Genomic DNA, 18,373 nt, shown 5'->3' on the forward strand with positions numbered 1-18,373 from the left:
CTGCTAAGGGTCCCGCATGGCACACGTAACATTGAATGATGAGTTCGAAGCCGAAAGCCGGAAAGTGTCGTGGATTATCTGGGTGACGCTCGGCAGCCTGCTGGTCTTCTTCGTCTGGGCGCGTTTCGCCGTGCTGGATGAAGTGACGGTCGGCACCGGCAAAGTGACGCCGTCGAGCAAAGCGCAGCAGATTGATTCGCTGGACGGCGGCGTGATTTTAAAACTGATGGTGCAGGAAGGTTCGGTGGTCAGCCGCGGCCAGCTTCTGGCGCAGCTTGACCCGACCCGTTCGCAATCCAACTACGGTGAAGCGGCGTCACGCGTCAGAACCCTTCGTGCGTCTTCTGAACGTCTGAGCGCGGAACTGACCGGCGCGCCGCTGAAGTTCAGCCCGGAAACCATGAAATCCCCGGAACTGGTGGCGCGTGAACGTCAGCTCTATTTATCGCGTAAACAGAACCGTGACGAGACGGTCACCAACCTGAATCAGTCACTCAAACTGGTCAACGACGAAATCAACATGACCCAGCCGCTGGTGGCTAAGGGTGCGGCGGGGCAGGTGGAGGTTATCCGCCTGAAACGTCAGGCCAGCGAACTGCGCGGCAAAATCGACGATGCGACCAACCAGTATGCGGTGCGTGCGCGTGAGGAGCAGGTGAAAAACAACGCCGATCTGGATGCAGAGTTGCAGGTCATGGCGGGTAAAGAGGATCAGGTGACGCGTTCCGAGCTGTATTCACCGGTCCACGGCATCGTAAAAGACATTCAGGTTTCCACCGTCGGCGGTGTACTTCAGCCGGGCGGCAAACTGATGGAAATCGTCCCGATTGAAGACCAGTTGCTGATTGAAACGCGCATCAACCCGCGTGACATCGCCTACATCCGGCCAGGATTGCCGGCCACGGTCAAAATCTCGGCCTATGACTCGTCGATTTATGGCGATCTCGAAGGCAAAGTCGAAGGCGTTTCGCCGGACACCTTGCAGGATGAAGTGAAGCGCGACCAGTATTACTACCGGGTTTACGTCCGGACCGACAAAGCGTTCCTGACCAATAAGGCCGGACGCCAGTTCCCGATCGTTCCCGGCATGGTAGCGAACGTCGATATCAAGACAGGGCAGAAAAGCGTGCTGGATTATCTGATTAAGCCACTGAATAAAGTGAAGGAGTCGTTGAGGGAGCGGTAAGTTAACAGGTAAGTCGCCTGTTATTACGGCTTTTAAAAGCCTGAAATTTCAGGTTAAAGCATTGGGGTGCTATCCAGACTGGCAAACCTTGGGCTCGCCGCCCAAACTGGCCCAAAGGGCGCGTTAACGCGCGCGCCCTCTGGACCCCGCGCTTTTTAACTGCGCGCTGCCGCTCGCTGGCTATGTTCCAGAAACTCCGGCTATTGCCGCAAACGCCGCCGCTGCGCGGTACTTTCGCTTCGGGTTCGAACCTGCTCGGAAAAGACTCTCGCTGTTTCTCACCACTCGCTCAACTTCGTTTTGAAAGCGGCCAATGGCTATGTAATTCGGATGATTGATGTAGGCTGATTTTGATTTGCTCCTTCCCCTCTCACGAGGGGAAGGCTGGGATGGGGTGTTGGTTTTAGCGGCTCAATGGCCTGCTAAACCCCCTCCCAGCCTCCCCCTTCGCAGGGGGAGGAGCAAAACAACCATTTGTTATATTTGAAAAAGCTCCCAGCCGCTTTCAAAAATCACGCCGTAGCGAGAGGTGGAAAACCGCGTATTTTTTTCGCGCGGTTTGTAACCCGAGTGAAGGGAACCGCGCAGCGGCGGGATTTTGCGGCAATAACTGCGGCAACTGGAACATAGCCAGCGAGCGGCAGCGCGCAGAGAGGAAAAGCACTTTCCTCTCTGCTCGGTTTCGGCGCGAAAGGCCATGTGACAGCCCCACATGAAAAACCGAAATTTGCACCTTTCTAAAAGGTATTTTGCACCTTTCCAAAAGGTGTCACATGCATCGGCCCATGCAAATCCTCTACCCGATGAACACACTTGTCGGAACATTAAACCGTACCGCAAGTGCGCGGATATGCTCCACGGTCAGCGAGCGTTTACCGCTCAGTATCTGACTGACCAGCGATTTACCGCCGATCTCTTCACGCAAATCACTTTGTTTCAGTCCGTAGTCTTTCATCAGCTGGCGCAAGGCTTCCACGCCGCGGGGCAGATTTTCCAGTGCGGTATTGAACGGCACAAAATCGGCATGAAGGCGCTCGTAACTTTCAATTTTTGCGCTCAGGAACTCGATAAGCGGGTTTTCATCATCGTGTTCAATCAGGTAATCAATCAGCTCGAGTGCACTTTTATAATCGGCCGTGCTGGTACTTCCGCCAAGCAACGGCACCGCTTTCATCAGCGCTTTGCTGGCTTCAATGGCTTCCGCGATCATTGTGTGTAAGTCCTGTAGTGTTTGTTCAATTGATCGTAAACCCCGTGTGTAACGATGTGTTTGATATACAACCGTTTGTTCACGAAATTGATATAGGCAATGAGGCGAAGGTTATTACCGCCGACGTTTATAACCCACCATTTCGGCCTGTAGCGGAAGTTATCGAGACTGGGAAATACGGATTTCAAATGCTCTGGCGTGGGATAATCACTCTCTTTGAGCGCGCGATAAGTTGCCAGTAAAGCCGTTTTGTCGTTTGGATGCAGCCGTATAGCCTGGTCGAATGCTTCCTTTGCGATAACATGCATAGCGCTCCTGAGTTCACATCCTGTGAACAATATAAGGGGTAATATTGTGGTTTACAAGTTGTAAACCACAATAATCTTATTCAGGAGGAATAGCGCTTTAGCTGTTGTCAGATTGTGGGACGGGTTCCAAAGAATTTTCTGCAGGGTTTTCCTGCGGTTGACGGAATTCTGAAATAGGATCTTCCACTTCGGCTTTCCGTTTATCCTGCCATAAATTCATGCGTGCACGCAGTGAACCGTTAAGATCCTGATGCACCTGTCGGGCGGCTTCGGATTCGGGATTCAGCTCGAGAGCAAACTCAATAAACTTGCTGGCGGTGTAACGGTTTTTTTTCGTACCGGTGCCCGTCAGCCAGGCCATGCCCAGCGTGTAGGCGGCTTCGGCGCGATCGGGATGTGCGACGTTGTGCAAAATTTCTGGCAACCACTGGCCCGTGGCGAGACGTTTTTCCGCTTCTGTGCCGTTATCCAGCGCACAGCTGGCGCGGAAGTAGGCGGCGGAAAGATGTCCGGCGTCGGCAGCGCGCTGATACCAGTGCATAGCTTGCTCGTAATCCGGCTCTGCGCCGAGGCCTTCGCGCAGGGCGTTGGCGCAGGTAAACATCGCCGGAACCAGCCCGGAACGCGCCGCGCTGAGTACGCAATCCATCGCGTTGCTGTCGTTGTGGAATTGCTCCGGAACATCCTGATGCCAGCCGTTGCGGTAGAAAAAGTACAGCTCGTAACAGTGAATGGCGCTGCCGTGACGGGCCATTTCGGTCATCAGGAAATGGGCGGCCTCCAGATCATCGTTGATTGCCATGTCGTGCGCCAGCGTGACCAGATCTTTCACCGGCTGTTCGTCAGCGGATTGCTGCATCAGCGACCAGGCATGTTCCATTAATCCGCTGCTCAGTTCCGGTCTGGCGGGCAATCCGTACAAACCATATTGCAACGCGGCGGCGGCAAAGCTGACCAGCACCGGATCGGTGGCCTGGCTCAGCGCACGGGTCAGTAGCTGCGTCAGAACCGGCAACCCTTCCTGATGACCGTTCGCCAGCACCGCTCGGGAAATAAAGAGCGCGGCAAAATGGCCGGGCATCGCCTGCGGGGAAACCGCGAAGAGATCCTGATATACCGCCAGCCCCGCCTGATCGTCATCCTGCCAGTACGCCATGCAAATTCCGGCCAGATCCAGCAGGCGGATGCGGGTGGCGGGGGTCAGTGGTTGTGCAAGTAAACCGGCCAGCTGTTGCTGCAATTGCGCCGCGCGCGGGGATTCCCGGTCTGCGATTTCGCCGGATAAGGCATCGCACAGCGCATTGGCGCGAAACTGGTTGCGTTCATCGTCGCTGAATTCCGCACACAGCGGGCTGTCGATAATCAGCATCTGCTGCTCATCACTGCCGCCCCAGAATGCGGAATGGAATAAAAGGTAGGATTCCATCGTGCCGACGTCCGCGTGACGTACCGACATCGCCATGCGCAGCCAGTAACTGAGCGCATCTTCGTCCGTTTTGCGGGTTTGTTGCAGGGCAGCAGGTAAAGCCTGCGGCCAGTGCGTCGCGGGTTCAAAACCGAGCGCGTGAATGTGGGCGATGCCCGCCTGCCAGACTTCGCTGCCCTGAATCGAAAACTTTTCATGCAGCGGTTTGGGGATCTCACCGGCGAATAACGACTTGAGCCAGTACGGCTCACCGAAACCGCCACTCAGGTTCATCATATGGCGGAAGGCGTGCGTCGGGCGGGGATGCAGCTCAATGGCTTTCAGGAAGGCCAGCACGGCGTAATCGCAGCATAACTGAGCGCCGAGCCACTGGTGATCTTCGATGTCTTCTTCATTGGGTGCCTGGCGGATCATCCAGGCATTTTCGTGCCAGACCATGCCCAGCAAAACATGCGCGTGATAGCTCTGCGGACATTGTTGCGCCCAGTCGCTGAGAATCTCCAGCGGATTGAGCGTCTGAGACTCCGTCCCGCCAAACAGCGTGGACGGATGCATTAACAATCCGTAATCGCTGTAGCTTTCGCCCTGATTCTGCCAGCTACGCATGTGTAACAACAGCCACTCGTCGAGTTTGAGAAAACGGCGGGTTGCCAGAAGCATTCTGGCTTTGGAAATGTTATCTGGCTGGTCCTGTTGTGGCATGGGGTTCCCTGAACAGTTGAAAAATATGGTCTTGCGTTGCACCGGCAGTGTACCGGTCTCCCCTGAAGCAATCAGCGGGATTGGTCTGACTTTATCTATAGTAACGGATCTGAACCGTCGCTGACCAACAAACCCTCTCCACAATATTCATTAATAATATTCCGGAAATTCCTTATTAATTCCAATGATTAGATATCAACTATTAATAAAATCGGGTTCTGAATGATGGAGAAACTGTGAGGTAATTATGGAGAAAAGTACTTTTCGAGCGCGATATAATTAAATGATGAATATCACATTAGGTTATTATTTCTCATAAGAATAAAAAAAACCGACCACAAAGGGTCGGCTGTTGTTTCCACAAGACGGGGAATGAGGGTAATAGAATAACAAATAATGATGATAGCGAGGTGAAGTATATATTATTGTCCGGGATGGGCTTTATCACTTAGTGCGGTGAGCGTGTCATGTATGATATTGTTTTTAATGTATTATTTATTAAATTAGCTTTGAGTGCTTTATTTTAACATCTATCTCAAGGTCTAAAAATGAGCAAAATTGATAAATTGTTACACCTTCTAATAAATAGGAAATATCTTAACTAATCTCGTATCATTTTCTTTCTGGATTAATAGTAATTATATCCTGAGAATGGATTTGCCATGTCGGGCCAAAATTCATACAAGCGTTATGCAATATTTAAAGCAGTCAAAAAACGTGTACTTCACATTCAGTGGCACGGTCCGACACCTATCGAGGACAAAAAATGAAACTCCGTGTTCTTTCACTCATGATCCCTGCGTTGATGGTTGCAGGCTCAGCAAGTGCGGCAGAAGTTTATAATAAAGATGGTAATAAACTGGACCTGTACGGTTTAGTTGATGGTTTGCACTACTTTTCAAACAACGCGGGCAACGACGGCGATCAGAGCTACATCCGTCTGGGCTTCAAAGGCGAAACACAGATCAACGACCAACTGACCGGTTACGGCCAGTGGGAATATCAGGTTCAGGCCAATCAGGCCGAAAGCTCAGACAACACGTCATTCACGCGTTATGGCTTCGCGGGTCTGAAATTTGGTGACATGGGTTCTTTCGACTACGGTCGTAACAACGGCGTAATGTACGACGTTGCCGCATGGACCGACATGCAGCCTGAGTTCGATGGTTCCACCTACGGCGCTGACCAGTTCCTGTATCAGCGTACCAATGGCGTTGCGACCTACCGTAACGACAACTTCTTCGGTCTGGTCGATGGCCTGCATTTCGCTCTGCAGTATCAGGGTAAAAATGACAGCGGCGGTTCTGAACCTGGCACACGTAATGTGCTGACTCAGAACGGCGACGGTTACGGTATGTCCCTGAGCTACGATATTGGCGCGGGCGTGAGTGTGGCGGGTGCATTCTTTAACTCTGACCGTACCGACGAGCAAAACTCCGCAGCCGGCATCATGGGCGACGGTAAAAAAGCCGAAGGTTACACCGGTGGTCTGAAATATGACGCCAACAATGTCTATCTGGCAGCCATGTTTACTCAGGCTTACAACGCTTCACGCTTCGGTTCTACCGACTCAGAAGCTTACGGCTATGCGAACCAGTCTCAGGCATTCGAAGCTTACGCAAGCTACCAGTTCGACTTCGGTCTGCGTCCGTTCGTGGCGTATAACCAAACCCGTGGTAAAGATTTAGGTAGCGATCGTCTGGGCAACAATTACCAGGATCAGGATCTGGTTAAATTCGTCGACCTGGGTGCGACTTACTACTTCAACAAAAACATGTCGGCCTATGTTGACTATAAAATCAACCTGATCGACAGCAGCACCTTCACAGACAACGCCGGTATCAACACCGATGACGTGACTGCGGTAGGTCTGGTGTACCAGTTCTAAGCGTGCCTTTCTCAGACACAGAATAGCGCTTAGTATTGGGTACAAGCAGTCACAGCAGTAAAAGAACGCGGCCTCTGATGGCCGCGTTTTTTGTGCTTAAATTGCGGCGGTTCTCAGGCTGATTTTTGGTGGATCAGATGAAGCGGGGGAGAAACGTCGAGTTCGATGTTCGGGTTCTGGCGAAATTCATGCGGCGTGATATTGAAACGCTTGCGGAACATGTACGTGAAATGCGACTGCGAGCCGAATCCGAAATCCATCGCGATATCAAAAATCGGTGTTTCACTGCTGCTCAGCTGATAGACAGCACTCGCCAGACGGCGCTCCCTGATGTACTTCCCCAGAGAAATGCCGGTCGATTCTTTGAATAATTTCTGCATGTGCCAAAGCGAATAGCCTGAATACTCAGCCAGTTCTTCAAGATGGATGACGCGACCAAGATGGCCTTCAATCCATTTGCTGAGTGCGCAGACGATAGCGATATGAATGTCCTGAGCCATAACCAGTCTGTATTAAGGTTGAATACCGCTATTATACACGACTTCGCCATGATGGCGTGGCAGGTGTTGCTCAGTTGATGGCGTAGCAGGCAATGTGCAGAAATGGCCCGGTGGGCAGAGCGACGGGCGTCGTCTGGCGGGCCATCATGTTAACGTAACAGGATCCAGTGAATTAACCGCGCGATGCCATCGTCAACCACAACGATCCCGACAAGAATAAGAACGATCATAATGACAAAGTTCTTACCGGTTGGCACAGTGATTTCTCCCTCATGAACGCTGTTTACCAGGGGCCGCTACCCTGCATATTGAGCGCAATAATGCCCAGACAAACCGCGACAAAAACAAGAAAAACGATAAGAAGCCGTTTCATTTTTTTCTGACAGAGCGCGCCGCTCTTCCTCCGCGTGGACCTCAACTGACAAAACATCCGCACGTTAACCGCTTCTTCTGATGAGATCCAGCGGGTCAGCGTTTTTTCGTCATTTTTCTACGCTTCGTTTACCCGTCCGTTGCCGGGCGACGCACCAGATCCGTTTTCTGTCCGCCATTAATCACCGTGGTTGGTGGTGTTTCCGGCACCAGCGCATCCGGCGCAATATTCATATGGTTAAGCACTTCACCCATGATGTGCCCGAAAATCGGACCGGCTACCGAGCCACCGAAGTGTTTACCGGCCTGCGGGTTGTTGACCATGACCACCAGCGCGACGCGCGGATTGCTGGCCGGTGCAACACCGGCAGTGTAGTTGATGTAACCGCCATCATATTTGCCGCCAGCCCCCATTTTTTCGGCAGTACCGGTTTTAATCGCTAAACGGTAGCCGGGCACGGCGGCACTGAGGCCGGAACCGCCGGGGAGTGCATCACTTTCCATCATGTGAATAACGGTTCTGACCACGTCGGCGGAAATCACGCGGGTACCGAGAACCGGCGGGGTGACTTTAGTTATCGACAGCGGGCGGTAAATGCCTTCCGCGCCGATGGTCGCGTATTCACGGGCAATTTGCAGCGGCGTGACGCGCAGACCGTAGCCGAAGGAGAATGTGGCGCGTTCGATATCTGCCCAGCGGTCACGGTGCGCCGGGAAATAGCCGCTGCTTTCGCCACCAATCCCTAAATCGGTGGCTTTACCCAGGCCGAATGACTGATAAAGCTGAACCAGCACGTTAGCGGGCATCGCCAGTGCGATATGGGAGACCGCAATGTCGCTGGATTTTTGCAAAATACCGGTGATGGTCAGCGCCGGCCAGTGGCCAACGTCTTTAATCAGGTGACCGTTAACGGTGTACGGATGGGTATCGAGCACGGAATCCGGGCGGATCATGTGACGTGCCAGACCGGCCATCACCACCAGGGGTTTGACTGTGGATCCGGGTTCAAAACTGTCGCTGATCGCCACGTTACGCATGTCTTTGGGCTGAACGCCCGCGTAGTTATTCGGGTTATAAGACGGGTAGGAAGCCATGCCCAGAATCTCACCCGTATTCACATCGACCAGCACGGCCGCGCCGGATTCTGCCTGGTTAACTAACACGCCTTCACGCAGCCGCGAATACAACACGTACTGCATAAAACTGTCGATGCTCAGGTTAATGGTCGGCGGCTGCTGCGGCGCGACTTCTTTCAAAATCCCGATCACGTTGCCGTGGCGATCCTGACGATATTGGCGCATGCCGGGTTTGCCCTGTAGCAGCGCGTTAAACCCTTTTTCGATGCCGTTCAGGCCTTCGTTATCCGTACCAACCACACCGACCAGGTTGGCGGCGGCTTCACTCATCGGGTAATAGCGGCTGTCATCGTTCTGGCTGGTGACGCCACCGAGGTGCAACTGACCGATGTCGGCGGCAATGCCTTCTTCGATTTTGCGGCCGAGATAGACGAAACGACGCTGCGGGTCACTGTTGATGGTTTGCTGCAATTGTGTAAGCGGGACGTTCAGAGCCGAGGCCAGATATTGCCATTTCGGACTGTTGAGATCGCTGTGCAGTTCCAGAATACGGAACGGGTCGGCGATGATGTCTTTCGAGGCGACGCTGAGTGCCAGAGGGTGCCCGTTGCGGTCTGCAATGGTGCCACGCCCGGCGGGGATAATGCTGGAACGCAGTGAACGCGAATCCGCTTCTTTCTCCAGCATGGGCTGGTTGAGTAACTGAAGGTAGCCGACACGGCCAAGCAACAGCCCCAGACAGCACACAATCCCGAGACAAATCAGCGCGAAGCGCTTGGCGTAAAAATGAGGTTGGGCGCTGTTTTTCTTATGGCTCGGTGGCATGGCAGTTTCGCAAAGTCGTTGACGCGTGTGAAGCGAAAAGCGATGTCGCGTCGGGCCATTATCCGGATGACATTAATTCCGGCTGTGCCCGATAAAACGGCGGTTCATCGCTCTGATAGATAATGAATTTTGTATAACACGCACATCTTATATTAAGCCATACCAATGGATTGTTTATTTCAATTGCCCTTTGTAACCAAGTGCAACGGGAAAGCGCCTTTTTACTCCACAGAGAGCCATTCATCGGCTTCTTCAAACATTTCTTCCAGCATTTGGTTTAATTGCGAACGTTCCTGCTTGCTGGCACCGTGCGTATTCAGACCGTTGGCCTGCATCGGTTTCACTTTTACTTCCGCATCAGGGAACATGCGGTGTACCCGCTTAACCAGTTCTGCCTCAATTTTTTCACTGGCGTTAGGGATCCGTGCGACATTCCGTTTGTCAAAAATCAGTTCGACCCGCATAGCTTTCCTCGTTTTCTGGCTGGGAGAAAAATAACTGTTGAAATATACAGTGTTATCTTTGCGGGTCCAAGCAATTTTTAGCGCAGGTTCTGTATGATCCCCAGACTGTTCAGTCGGTCACGGTCATGGGCGCGTCGTAAATCCAGTTCCGGGCCCGCCGGGACAATTCCGGTCGGATTCAGCCACAAAATGCCGTAATAACCTTGCCTGATATGCGCCAGATTGACGGTGTCGCTGATCCCCGGCCATTGGTAGAGTTCTCGCAAATAATTTGAAAGGTTCGGATAGTCTTCAATGCGGCGTACATTGCATTTGAAAGCGCCGTGATACGCGCTGTCGAACCGCACCAGGGTGACGAACAAACGCCAGTCGGCTTCGGTGAGGTATTCGCCGGCGATATAACGGTGGCTGCCTAAATGGGTTTCCAGCGTATCAAGCGTGCTAAAAAGTTGGGTGACGGCGGCGTTGTAGCTTTCCTGTGTTTTCGCAAAGCCGGTTTTGTACACGCCGTTATTGACGTCGTGATAGATAACTTCGTTCCAGCGGTCGATTTCCTCACGCAGCGGGGCAGGGTAGAAGTCATCCTGGTTGCCGTTCAGTGCGTCAAAAGCGTGGTTAAGGATACGGATGATGTCGGCGGATTCGTTATTCACGATGCGGCCTTTCTGGCGATCCCACAACACGGGCACGGAAACTTTGCCGGTGTAATGTGCATCGCTGGCGGTATACAGCTCATGAACGTGGCGGATAGCCGGGATTTTGTCACCGGCGTCTTGCGGTTCATCGAACGTCCAGCCATTTTCGCCAATGACCGGTTGTGCAATAGAAACGGAAATGAATTTTTCCAGCCCTTTCAGATGGCGGAAAATCAGCGTGCGCGACGCCCACGGGCAGAGGTAGGAAACGAAAAGCTGGTAGCGCCCGGCTTCTGGCTCAATGTGTGTTTCACGGAACGCGGTTTCCTCGCGATGAAAGGCACCGTTTTTGATTTCTTCTTTAGCGACGTCGCCGCTTACCCATTTTCCGTTGACCAGTCCCGACACGATGGCTGTACTCCGATAGCGTTTTTATTGTTGATGAACCTACCGTAGCGGTTTTGTATCAGCCCATAAACGACATAATTTTCATAAAGAAGGTCAAATAAACTGAAGGGGATTTTGACGGGAAGCGGAGGGGCTGATTCCATAAAAAAACCAACCGGTTAAGGTTGGTTTTTCAGGTGTCTAGCAAAACGATTAATTGGCCAGGAAGCGTTTTTCGTCAGTCAGTACCTGCAACAGCAGGCCAAGTTCCGGCTTCTGATCTTTAATCCGTTTGCCGTTCGTGTCGAAGGCGCGGTAATCCCCGTCACTTTCCAGCTCCAGCGTCTGGTCCGGCGTGGTGATCACCAGCGTTCCGTCGTCGCTGGTGGTGACCCAGTTATGACGGCGTTTCGCCGCAAACAAATCCTCGCCCTGCGAATAATCTGCCGGTGAAGTCGTGACGTGCAACAGACGCTGCATCAGCGTAGTCATGACATCCGCATGATCGGTCAGTTTGCTGATGCTCTGAGCCGGTGTGCCGGGCCAGTGGATAATCAGCGGAACCTGCAACTGACGGCGGTTCATCGCATTACCCGAACCCCAGGTGCCGTTCTCGTTAAACTCGATACCGTGTGAGGCGGTGATGACCACCACGGTTTTATCCAGATCACCGTGCTCTTTCAGCGATTGCAGCATGACCGCAATTTGCTGATCAACGCTTTGCGCGCCGCGCTGATAACGATGAATAAAGGTATTCCCGACCGGCACGCTGTCGCCGTCCTGACGCAATGTGCTGCTGATGCCGTTCAGGTTAACGTACGAGAACCACGGGCCGTTGCCGCGCACATTCAGCCATTGCTGCCACTGAGAAACCGTCTGTGCATCCGACTGTTTTACCGGCGGCGGTAGCGTGAAGTCGGTCAGCAGCGCCTGACGGTACAGCGGGCTGTCAAAGCCGTCGGAGGCAAACAGACCAAATTCATAACCTTGTTGCTCCAGCGATGTCACCAGCGCAGAAGGTTTACGTGCGGCCAGAATGCCCTGCATATAGGTCGGCGAAATTCCGTAGAACAGGCCAAACTGGCCGGTGTCGTTACGGTTGCCGGAGCTGAAATGCTGGTCAAAACGAATATTCTGTTTGGCAAAATCCGCCAGCGCAGGCATGTCCTGATTCAGCGTCGCTTCATGTACGCCGTCCAGCACCACCATCAGCAGATTATATTTCGAGCCGGTTTTAGCAAAACTGATGCTGTTCAGCGGATATTCCACCGCCAGCGCTTCCGGATTTCCTTGCTCAATCAGCCGCTTCTGGTATTCCTCGGCATTCAGCAGGCCGTGTTTTTCGAGGAATTTACGCGCCGTCATCGGATATGACAGCGGAAGATTCGCGCGCTGCATGGTAATCGGGCGATAGAAATTCGCATCCGCCCAGATGTACATCAGGTGCGACGCAAAGAAGCTCACGATAAACAGCACAACGATGGGCTTGGCGAAATTCCGGCGGTTCAGGCTGCGCAGCTTTTGCCACGCCCAGGTGCCGAACAGCATTTCGAGCAGGAAAATGACCGGCACGGCAATAAACATCAGCTGCCAGTCGCGGGCCATTTCGCCCTGACCTGGGTTGACGACCAGTTCCCAGACCACCGGATTGATATGCAGGTGGAAGCGGGTGAACACTTCGGTGTCGACCAGAATCAGCGTCAAACCTGCCGTCGCGAGGATCGCAGATAAAAAGCGCAACAGCCGTTGCGACATCACCACGAACGTCAGCGGGAAGATAATCAACAGATAGGCGGAAAAACCGATAAAGCTGAAATGCCCGATCCAACTGACCAGCGCGTAAATACGCCCTTCCAGAGAAGAAGGCCAGTCAGAAACAAACAGGTAGCGGCTGCCGATCCCAAGAATCAACAGGATATTAAACAGGGCGAACCAGTGACCCCAGCTGATCATCTGGGAAACTTTTTCGCGATAGCGCTGACTATTTGTCACCATGAGAGGGTCTGGGCAATGAGTGAATTAATGGGCTTTATCTTCTCTTATCGACGCTTGCAAAGCTTTAGCAAAAGATTGGGACAGGGCTTTGCGCTGTGCAGGAGCGACGCTGGTATTAATAAGGTTCGTCACCATATTGCCCAAAACCATCAAAGAAAGGTCGGTCGGGGCGCGGTGTTTTTCCAGAACAGTTGCCAGCTCGGAAAGGATCTGTTCAACGTGTTCGTCACTGTAACGGGATGATTGTGCCATAGAGTAATGTGCTTCTTGATCTGACAAAGTCCAATATCTTAGCCGATCACGCCACCACTTTCCGCATTTTTATGTCCCCTTCATACTTCGGGTGGCAGATGCGGGAACCAGTTGCGGCTTTGGCGCTTCGGTGTTTGAATACGCCCCGCAGGCAAACCCTTCTTACACGGCTGCAATTCTTACAGGAGAAAGTCCCCATGAGTCTGGATATTGAGCAGATCGCTCTGCACCAGTTGAATAAACGTGATGAGCAAACGCTGGATGTTGTGCTGCGCGATACGCTTTTGACGCCGAATGCCGCCGTTGATGAAATGATGGCAGAGCTGCACCGCGTTTACAGCGCGAAAAGCAAAGCGTACGGCCTGTTCAACGAAGACAGCGAACTGGCAGCATCGCTGCGCAGTTGCCGTAAAGGGGACGATGATTTCCTGTCATTCAGCCGTGCCGCGACCGGGCGTCTTCGTGATGAGCTGGCAAAGTATCCGTTCGCAGAAGGCGGCGTGGTACTGTTTTGCCATTACCGTTTCCTGGCCGTGGAATATTTGCTGGTGGCCGTGCTTAACAGCCGCAGCAGTATGCGCGTCAACGAACAGCTGGACGTCAGCAGTATTCATTATCTGGATATCAACCATGCCGATATCGTGGCGCGTATTGATCTGACCGAGTGGGAAACCAATCCTGAATCCACACGCTACCTGACCTTCCTGAAAGGCCGCGTAGGGCGCAAAGTGTCGGATTTCTTCATGGATTTCCTGGGCGCAGCCGTCGGTCTGGATACCAAAGCGCAGAACCGGGGTTTGTTACAGGCGGTCGACGATTTCTGTACCGAAGCGCAGCTCGATAAAAACGAGCGTCAGAATTATCGCCAGCAGGTCTATACCTACTGCAACGAGCAGTTGCAGGCGGGCGAAGAAATTGCGCTGGATGATTTATCCGAAGAGCTGCCGCCGTGGAATGACAAGAAATTCAAAGAATTCACGCAGGAGCAAGGTTATCAGCTGGAAGAAACGTTCCCGGCCGATCGCAGCACGTTGCGCCAGCTCACCAAATTTGCCGGCAGCGGCGGCGGAATTAGCATTAATTTTGATGCCATGCTGATGGGCGAACGTATTTTCTGGGATCCGGCGACCGATACGCTGACCATTAAAGGCACGCCGCCGAACCTGCGGGATCAGTTACAGCGTAAAGCGGGCAAATAAATACCCGAAGATAGCGCGATCCGCTCCCTCCCCTGCGAAGGGGAGGGCTGGGGTGGGGTATTGAAGCAGAATCATTGCGTTAAGTTTACTTTAACGGAGTGTTTGCCCTTAAAACCCCCTCCCGGCCTTAATGCCGCTCGCTTAAGAACGAGCGGCTTTCTTTTTAGTTGGATACTTTGCAGGGCGAGCCAGTACTTCTCTTGGATAAGCTGGCCTTTTGCGTTTTTCAGGTAAGATTAATCGCTTACCTGACTCTCGTAAGTCTCTTAGTTTTCTAGGTATTGTTCCCGGCGTTCGCCCTGAACACCACAAAAATTCCTCTTGTATCAGCCGCAATGCATTTATGAAGCTTATGCGCAAAGGGTGGACATTGAAGTCATCAGCCATTCGCCTCATTTCCAATCGAACGAGATTGTAACTAATTAATATTCCCCAAATTTCCTGGTAGATCCCCGCCGGTTTTTGGCTTCTTAAGATATTTGTATTTCCCAACTGACTGCATTTTAGCTCGCTGTAACCTTGTTCTATTTCCCATCTTTCCCAGTACACTTGAATGATGTCTTCGAAAGGATATTTTTCAGGGTCTTTCATTGATGTAATGAATTCTTTTATCTCTCCAGAAGGTTTTATTATCAATACCTTACGAGCCAACCATGTGTGGGGAAGATGCGGGAACTGTTTTCTGGCCTGCGGAGAAACCGGCATTTCAATAAGCTGATCGTATTCAGAATACTGCTCGATAACTTTGTGCCTCATTTTACTTTTCACCGGTGTTAGCCAGTGTGTATTCGCTCCTGCGCCTTCCCAGGAAAGTAAAAGTTCTGCGGAAAAGTAAGCCCGGTCAAAGAGGGTCAGTGAGTTTTCCTGAACGGAGCTAACCAACTGTTGTGCATAATATATTTCGCTGTTCTTTACCGGCCCAAATGCAACATCAGTGATCAAATGACTGCGCGCAGACATAAGCGCAACGAGTAAAACCGAAGGGAATGAGTTACTACCGGAAGCAAAACCAAAGGATTTATTCTCAGGAGTATCCGGGGCTCTGAATTGGGTTCCGTCGACGCTGAATACTTTGAGGCCACATACAAATTTTTCCGTATCTTCTTTGTCCCACTGCTCAGAGGTGGAATAGAAAAGATGTCGAAGGGGCTCGAACCCCAGGCGCTGCCTGGCTTTGACCAGACTACTCGTTGCCATGGGCGAGAAATTACCGTGGCTGTCAGGAAAGGCTAAATCGAGTTTATCGCAGACATCAGAAATAGAACGGTTACGCATCAAAGCAATTCCAAGGACAAGCCAGACGACCTGTTCAGCGGGAAATCTTCGTCTGCGAACAGTCGCTCTGCCGGTTTGACTGAGAGCTTGTTCAATCCATTCGAGAGGAATATTTTTTTGAAAAGAATCAATAGATTCAGGGTAGTTAAATGCGGCGGCAACCTGAAGTTGTTCGGAAAGTAGGCTCATAAGGTGTCTGGCTCAAACGATGTTTGAGCCAGATTGTCGCCTAACTGCAGGATCGTTCAAGTTCTCTTAAACGATCAGCATTACTCCCGGCCTCCCCCTTCGCAGGTGGAGGAGCAGGAAACTGGCAAATCGCAGACAATAAAAAACGCCGCCTATATTGCTATGGCGGCGTTTTTTATTTGTTCTCGCACGGCGTCCCGATGCGCAACAACTCAGTCAGCGATTAAACGCGAACGAAGTCGATGTGAGCCAGTTTTGGCTTGAACGGGTGACGCTGTACAGCCTGAACTTTAACTTTGGTTTCTTTACCGTCGATAACCAGAGTAATAGCTTCAGAGTAGAACTCCGCTTTAACTTCCATGTTCTTAACAGAATCATGGTCCAGTTTGATAGAAACTGGAGCAGCTGAGCCACCGTAAACGATAGCTGGGAATTTGTTTTCTAAACGCAGGCGGCGGCTCGCACCCTTGCCCTGCTCGTCCTGTGGACGTACTTCTACATTGATAGTGAACATGTCTGTTTCTCTATATAGATACTGTTTGTTTTAAAACAAGAGCCCCGCCACCTGCGACCGAGTGACGAGTTGAGTACTGCACGCTTCCACACAAGGCGAAAGCGGGCGGTATGATACCGGAGCAGGGCACTTGCAGCAATATAAATAGCCGGTTTCAGGTTATTTACTCACCCGCGCAGCTCATTGGCGCGCCGGTAACGCCCTTCATAATCGAACATCTTCTCACGCACCTGCCAGAACTGGCCTTTCATCCGCGCGACGACAAAATCCGGATGACGCAGTAAAACCTGCTGCGCCACGATATCTGCGGCTGATTTCCATTCCAGCGGCACGCCCGGTGCGCGCTGATGCGGGCGCAGAAAATTATGCAAAAACGCCATCCGCTGGGCGGGCGTTTGCAGGCGGAAACGCTCGGAAACGTCCGCGCCGTCCTCATCGTAATAGGTGATTTTCAGCCATTCGCCTTTGTCGTCGCGCCCGTGTTCAAGATTCATGCCGCCGCAGCGCAAGACCAGCGCATCTTTCAGGCGCAGCGCGGCCTTCAGCATATCGTCCGGGTCGACCAGAATTTCCTGACACTGATGACAGCGCCGCGCCGCAATATCGTTTTCCGCGCCGCAGTGCGGGCAGCTTTTGAAGCGGAAACGGAAATCACACTGCTCGCGGTTGCCGTCGTCATCTTCCAGCACGCCCTGACAGCGGCGGCCAAAATGTTCTATAACCGTGCCGTCTTCGGTGGTCTTTCCCCAGAATATATTGGCGAAACCGCAGGCCGGGCAGAAGACCTGCACCGGTTTGTTGTCGCCCGCCGGTTTGTGACTGCCCACTTCCGGCGTAAACAGGTCATGCGGATTGCCGGCGTAATCGAGGATCAGGCAATCCGTTTTGCCCGGCGACAGACGCAGCCCGCGCCCGACAATTTGCTGATAAAGGCTGACCGATTCGGTGGGGCGCAAAATGGCAATCAGATCCACATGCGGCGCGTCAAAGCCGGTGGTCAGCACTGAGACGTTCACCAGATAGCGCAGTTCCTGTTGTTTAAAGGCGGTGATCAGCCGGTCACGCTCGATGGCGTGGGTTTGTGCGCTGATCAGCGCCGCTTCGCCTTTGGGCAGCAAACCGAAAATCTCACCGGCGTGTTCCACCGTTGAGGCAAAAATCATCACGCCTTTGCGGTCGTGTGCGAACTCAACAATCTGGCTGATGATGTGCGGCGTAATACGTTTTTGCTGACGCAGCTCATCGTTAAGATCCGCCTCGCTGAACAGTCCGCTGCTGTTGGCCTGTAAGCGGCTGAAATCATAGCTAACCACCGGCATATCGAGCCGTTCCGGCGGCACCAGAAAGCCGTTTTTGATCATATAACGCAACGGCAATTCGTAAATGCAATCGCGGAAAAGACTGCTGGAATCGCCGCGCACAAAGCCCTGATGGTGATACTGATAAATCCAGCCTTTACCCAGACGATAGGGCGTTGCCGTCAGGCCGAGCAGACGCAGACGCGGGTTTTGCGCTTTGAGATGGCCGATGATTTGCTGGTACTGGCTTTTATCGTCGTCGGAAATGCGGTGGCACTCGTCGACAATCAGCAGGGAAAACTCGCCGCTGAATTCCGCCAGATTGGGCGCGACGGACTGCACGCTGCCGAACACCACTTTGCCGCTGCTTTGTTTGAGATTCAGACCCGCCGCGAAGATATCCGCTTCCAGCCCGTAAGAGAGGTATTTGCTGTGATTCTGCGCCACCAGTTCTTTGACGTGTGCCAGAACCAGTACGCGTCCGCGCGCCACCCTTGCCAGCTCGGCAATCACCAGGCTTTTTCCGGCACCGGTAGGCAATACGATCACCGCCGGTTCATCGTGCTGGCGGAAATGACGCAGCGTGGCGTCTACGGCATCCTGCTGATAGGGGCGAAGGGTAAAAGCGGTCACGGGAAGAATCACCTCAGACTGACTGATAAAAAAAGCCT

General features: G+C 52.6%; 15 protein-coding genes. 3 read left to right on the forward strand and 12 right to left on the reverse strand.

Annotation, left to right across the window (positions count from 1 at the left end):
* The first annotated feature begins 16 nt into the window (after positions 1-16).
* Entirely contained in the window at positions 17-1,186 is a 1,170-nt protein-coding gene (locus tag BV494_RS01855) for a beta-barrel domain-containing protein (protein ID WP_104921308.1), read from the forward strand.
* Positions 1,187-1,982: 796 nt separating this feature from the next.
* Here the strand turns inward: BV494_RS01855 and BV494_RS01865 are convergent.
* The 3 genes from BV494_RS01865 to BV494_RS01875 form a co-directional block, all read right to left on the reverse strand.
* Positions 1,983-2,396 (reverse strand): helix-turn-helix domain-containing protein, encoded by a 414-nt coding sequence (locus BV494_RS01865; protein ID WP_104921310.1) that lies wholly within the window; start codon positions 2,394-2,396, stop codon positions 1,983-1,985.
* On the reverse strand, positions 2,393-2,704 hold the full coding sequence (locus BV494_RS01870) for a type II toxin-antitoxin system HigB family toxin (protein WP_104921311.1): 312 nt from the start codon (positions 2,702-2,704) through the stop codon (positions 2,393-2,395). The genes BV494_RS01865 and BV494_RS01870 overlap by 4 nt, the downstream gene beginning before the upstream one ends.
* Before the next feature lie 97 nt (positions 2,705-2,801).
* Positions 2,802-4,832, reverse strand: a complete 2,031-nt coding sequence (locus tag BV494_RS01875) for a DUF4034 domain-containing protein (protein WP_104921312.1) — start codon at positions 4,830-4,832, stop codon at positions 2,802-2,804.
* 766 nt (positions 4,833-5,598) lie between these two features.
* On the opposite strand from BV494_RS01875, the gene ompC reads away from it, so the two are divergent.
* Entirely contained in the window at positions 5,599-6,720 is a 1,122-nt protein-coding gene (gene ompC, locus BV494_RS01880; protein ID WP_104921313.1) for a porin OmpC, read from the forward strand.
* 113 nt (positions 6,721-6,833) lie between these two features.
* On the opposite strand, the gene BV494_RS01885 is transcribed toward ompC, so the two are convergent.
* The 6 genes from BV494_RS01885 to BV494_RS01910 all read right to left on the reverse strand — a co-directional run bounded on the left by BV494_RS01885 (position 6,834) and on the right by BV494_RS01910 (position 13,227).
* Positions 6,834-7,220, reverse strand: coding sequence for a helix-turn-helix domain-containing protein (locus tag BV494_RS01885; RefSeq protein WP_104921314.1), 387 nt, complete (start codon positions 7,218-7,220; stop codon positions 6,834-6,836).
* A 501-nt stretch (positions 7,221-7,721) separates the two neighbouring features.
* Positions 7,722-9,494: a penicillin-binding transpeptidase domain-containing protein gene (locus BV494_RS01890; protein ID WP_104921315.1), complete on the reverse strand. Its 1,773-nt coding sequence runs from the start codon at positions 9,492-9,494 to the stop codon at positions 7,722-7,724.
* Between the two features lie 221 nt (positions 9,495-9,715).
* Entirely contained in the window at positions 9,716-9,958 is a 243-nt protein-coding gene (locus tag BV494_RS01895) for a DinI family protein (protein WP_104921316.1), read from the reverse strand.
* Positions 9,959-10,035: 77 nt separating this feature from the next.
* Positions 10,036-11,001 carry a glutathione S-transferase family protein gene (locus BV494_RS01900; protein ID WP_104921317.1) on the reverse strand — a complete coding sequence of 322 codons (966 nt, stop codon included), beginning with the start codon at positions 10,999-11,001 and terminating at the stop codon, positions 10,036-10,038.
* 192 nt (positions 11,002-11,193) lie between these two features.
* Positions 11,194-12,975 carry an LPS biosynthesis-modulating metalloenzyme YejM gene (gene yejM, locus BV494_RS01905; RefSeq protein WP_104921318.1) on the reverse strand — a complete coding sequence of 594 codons (1,782 nt, stop codon included), beginning with the start codon at positions 12,973-12,975 and terminating at the stop codon, positions 11,194-11,196.
* 24 nt (positions 12,976-12,999) lie between these two features.
* Positions 13,000-13,227, reverse strand: a complete 228-nt coding sequence (locus BV494_RS01910) for a YejL family protein (protein WP_104921319.1) — start codon at positions 13,225-13,227, stop codon at positions 13,000-13,002.
* Positions 13,228-13,424: 197 nt separating this feature from the next.
* On the opposite strand from BV494_RS01910, the gene yejK reads away from it, so the two are divergent.
* A complete protein-coding gene (gene yejK / locus BV494_RS01915; RefSeq protein WP_104921320.1) occupies positions 13,425-14,426 on the forward strand; it encodes a nucleoid-associated protein YejK in 1,002 nt (333 codons plus the stop codon).
* A gap of 141 nt (positions 14,427-14,567) precedes the next feature.
* Here the strand turns inward: yejK and BV494_RS01920 are convergent, their stop codons facing one another.
* The 3 genes from BV494_RS01920 to radD form a co-directional block, all read right to left on the reverse strand.
* Positions 14,568-15,890 carry an IS4 family transposase gene (locus BV494_RS01920; RefSeq protein ID WP_104921321.1) on the reverse strand — a complete coding sequence of 441 codons (1,323 nt, stop codon included), beginning with the start codon at positions 15,888-15,890 and terminating at the stop codon, positions 14,568-14,570.
* Between the two features lie 223 nt (positions 15,891-16,113).
* Positions 16,114-16,404 (reverse strand): 50S ribosomal protein L25, encoded by a 291-nt coding sequence (gene rplY / locus BV494_RS01925; RefSeq protein WP_101076066.1) that lies wholly within the window; start codon positions 16,402-16,404, stop codon positions 16,114-16,116.
* A 167-nt stretch (positions 16,405-16,571) separates the two neighbouring features.
* Positions 16,572-18,335, reverse strand: a complete 1,764-nt coding sequence (gene radD / locus BV494_RS01930) for a DNA repair helicase RadD (protein ID WP_104921322.1) — start codon at positions 18,333-18,335, stop codon at positions 16,572-16,574.
* Positions 18,336-18,373: the final 38 nt, after the last annotated feature.

The organism is Rahnella sikkimica, from assembly GCF_002951615.1.
GTDB lineage: Bacteria > Pseudomonadota > Gammaproteobacteria > Enterobacterales > Enterobacteriaceae > Rahnella > Rahnella sikkimica.

Coding starts and splice junctions, on each gene's coding strand:
- BV494_RS01870 (WP_104921311.1), bottom strand. CDS start 2,704: ATGCATGTTATCGCAAAGGAAGCATTCGACCAGGCTATACGGCTGCAT.
- BV494_RS01890 (WP_104921315.1), bottom strand. CDS start 9,494: ATGCCACCGAGCCATAAGAAAAACAGCGCCCAACCTCATTTTTACGCC.
- BV494_RS01910 (WP_104921319.1), bottom strand. CDS start 13,227: ATGGCACAATCATCCCGTTACAGTGACGAACACGTTGAACAGATCCTT.
- yejK (WP_104921320.1), top strand. CDS start 13,425: ATGAGTCTGGATATTGAGCAGATCGCTCTGCACCAGTTGAATAAACGT.
- yejM (WP_104921318.1), bottom strand. CDS start 12,975: ATGGTGACAAATAGTCAGCGCTATCGCGAAAAAGTTTCCCAGATGATC.
- BV494_RS01865 (WP_104921310.1), bottom strand. CDS start 2,396: ATGATCGCGGAAGCCATTGAAGCCAGCAAAGCGCTGATGAAAGCGGTG.
- BV494_RS01920 (WP_104921321.1), bottom strand. CDS start 15,890: ATGAGCCTACTTTCCGAACAACTTCAGGTTGCCGCCGCATTTAACTAC.
- BV494_RS01875 (WP_104921312.1), bottom strand. CDS start 4,832: ATGCCACAACAGGACCAGCCAGATAACATTTCCAAAGCCAGAATGCTT.
- ompC (WP_104921313.1), top strand. CDS start 5,599: ATGAAACTCCGTGTTCTTTCACTCATGATCCCTGCGTTGATGGTTGCA.
- BV494_RS01855 (WP_104921308.1), top strand. CDS start 17: ATGGCACACGTAACATTGAATGATGAGTTCGAAGCCGAAAGCCGGAAA.
- BV494_RS01895 (WP_104921316.1), bottom strand. CDS start 9,958: ATGCGGGTCGAACTGATTTTTGACAAACGGAATGTCGCACGGATCCCT.
- BV494_RS01885 (WP_104921314.1), bottom strand. CDS start 7,220: ATGGCTCAGGACATTCATATCGCTATCGTCTGCGCACTCAGCAAATGG.
- rplY (WP_101076066.1), bottom strand. CDS start 16,404: ATGTTCACTATCAATGTAGAAGTACGTCCACAGGACGAGCAGGGCAAG.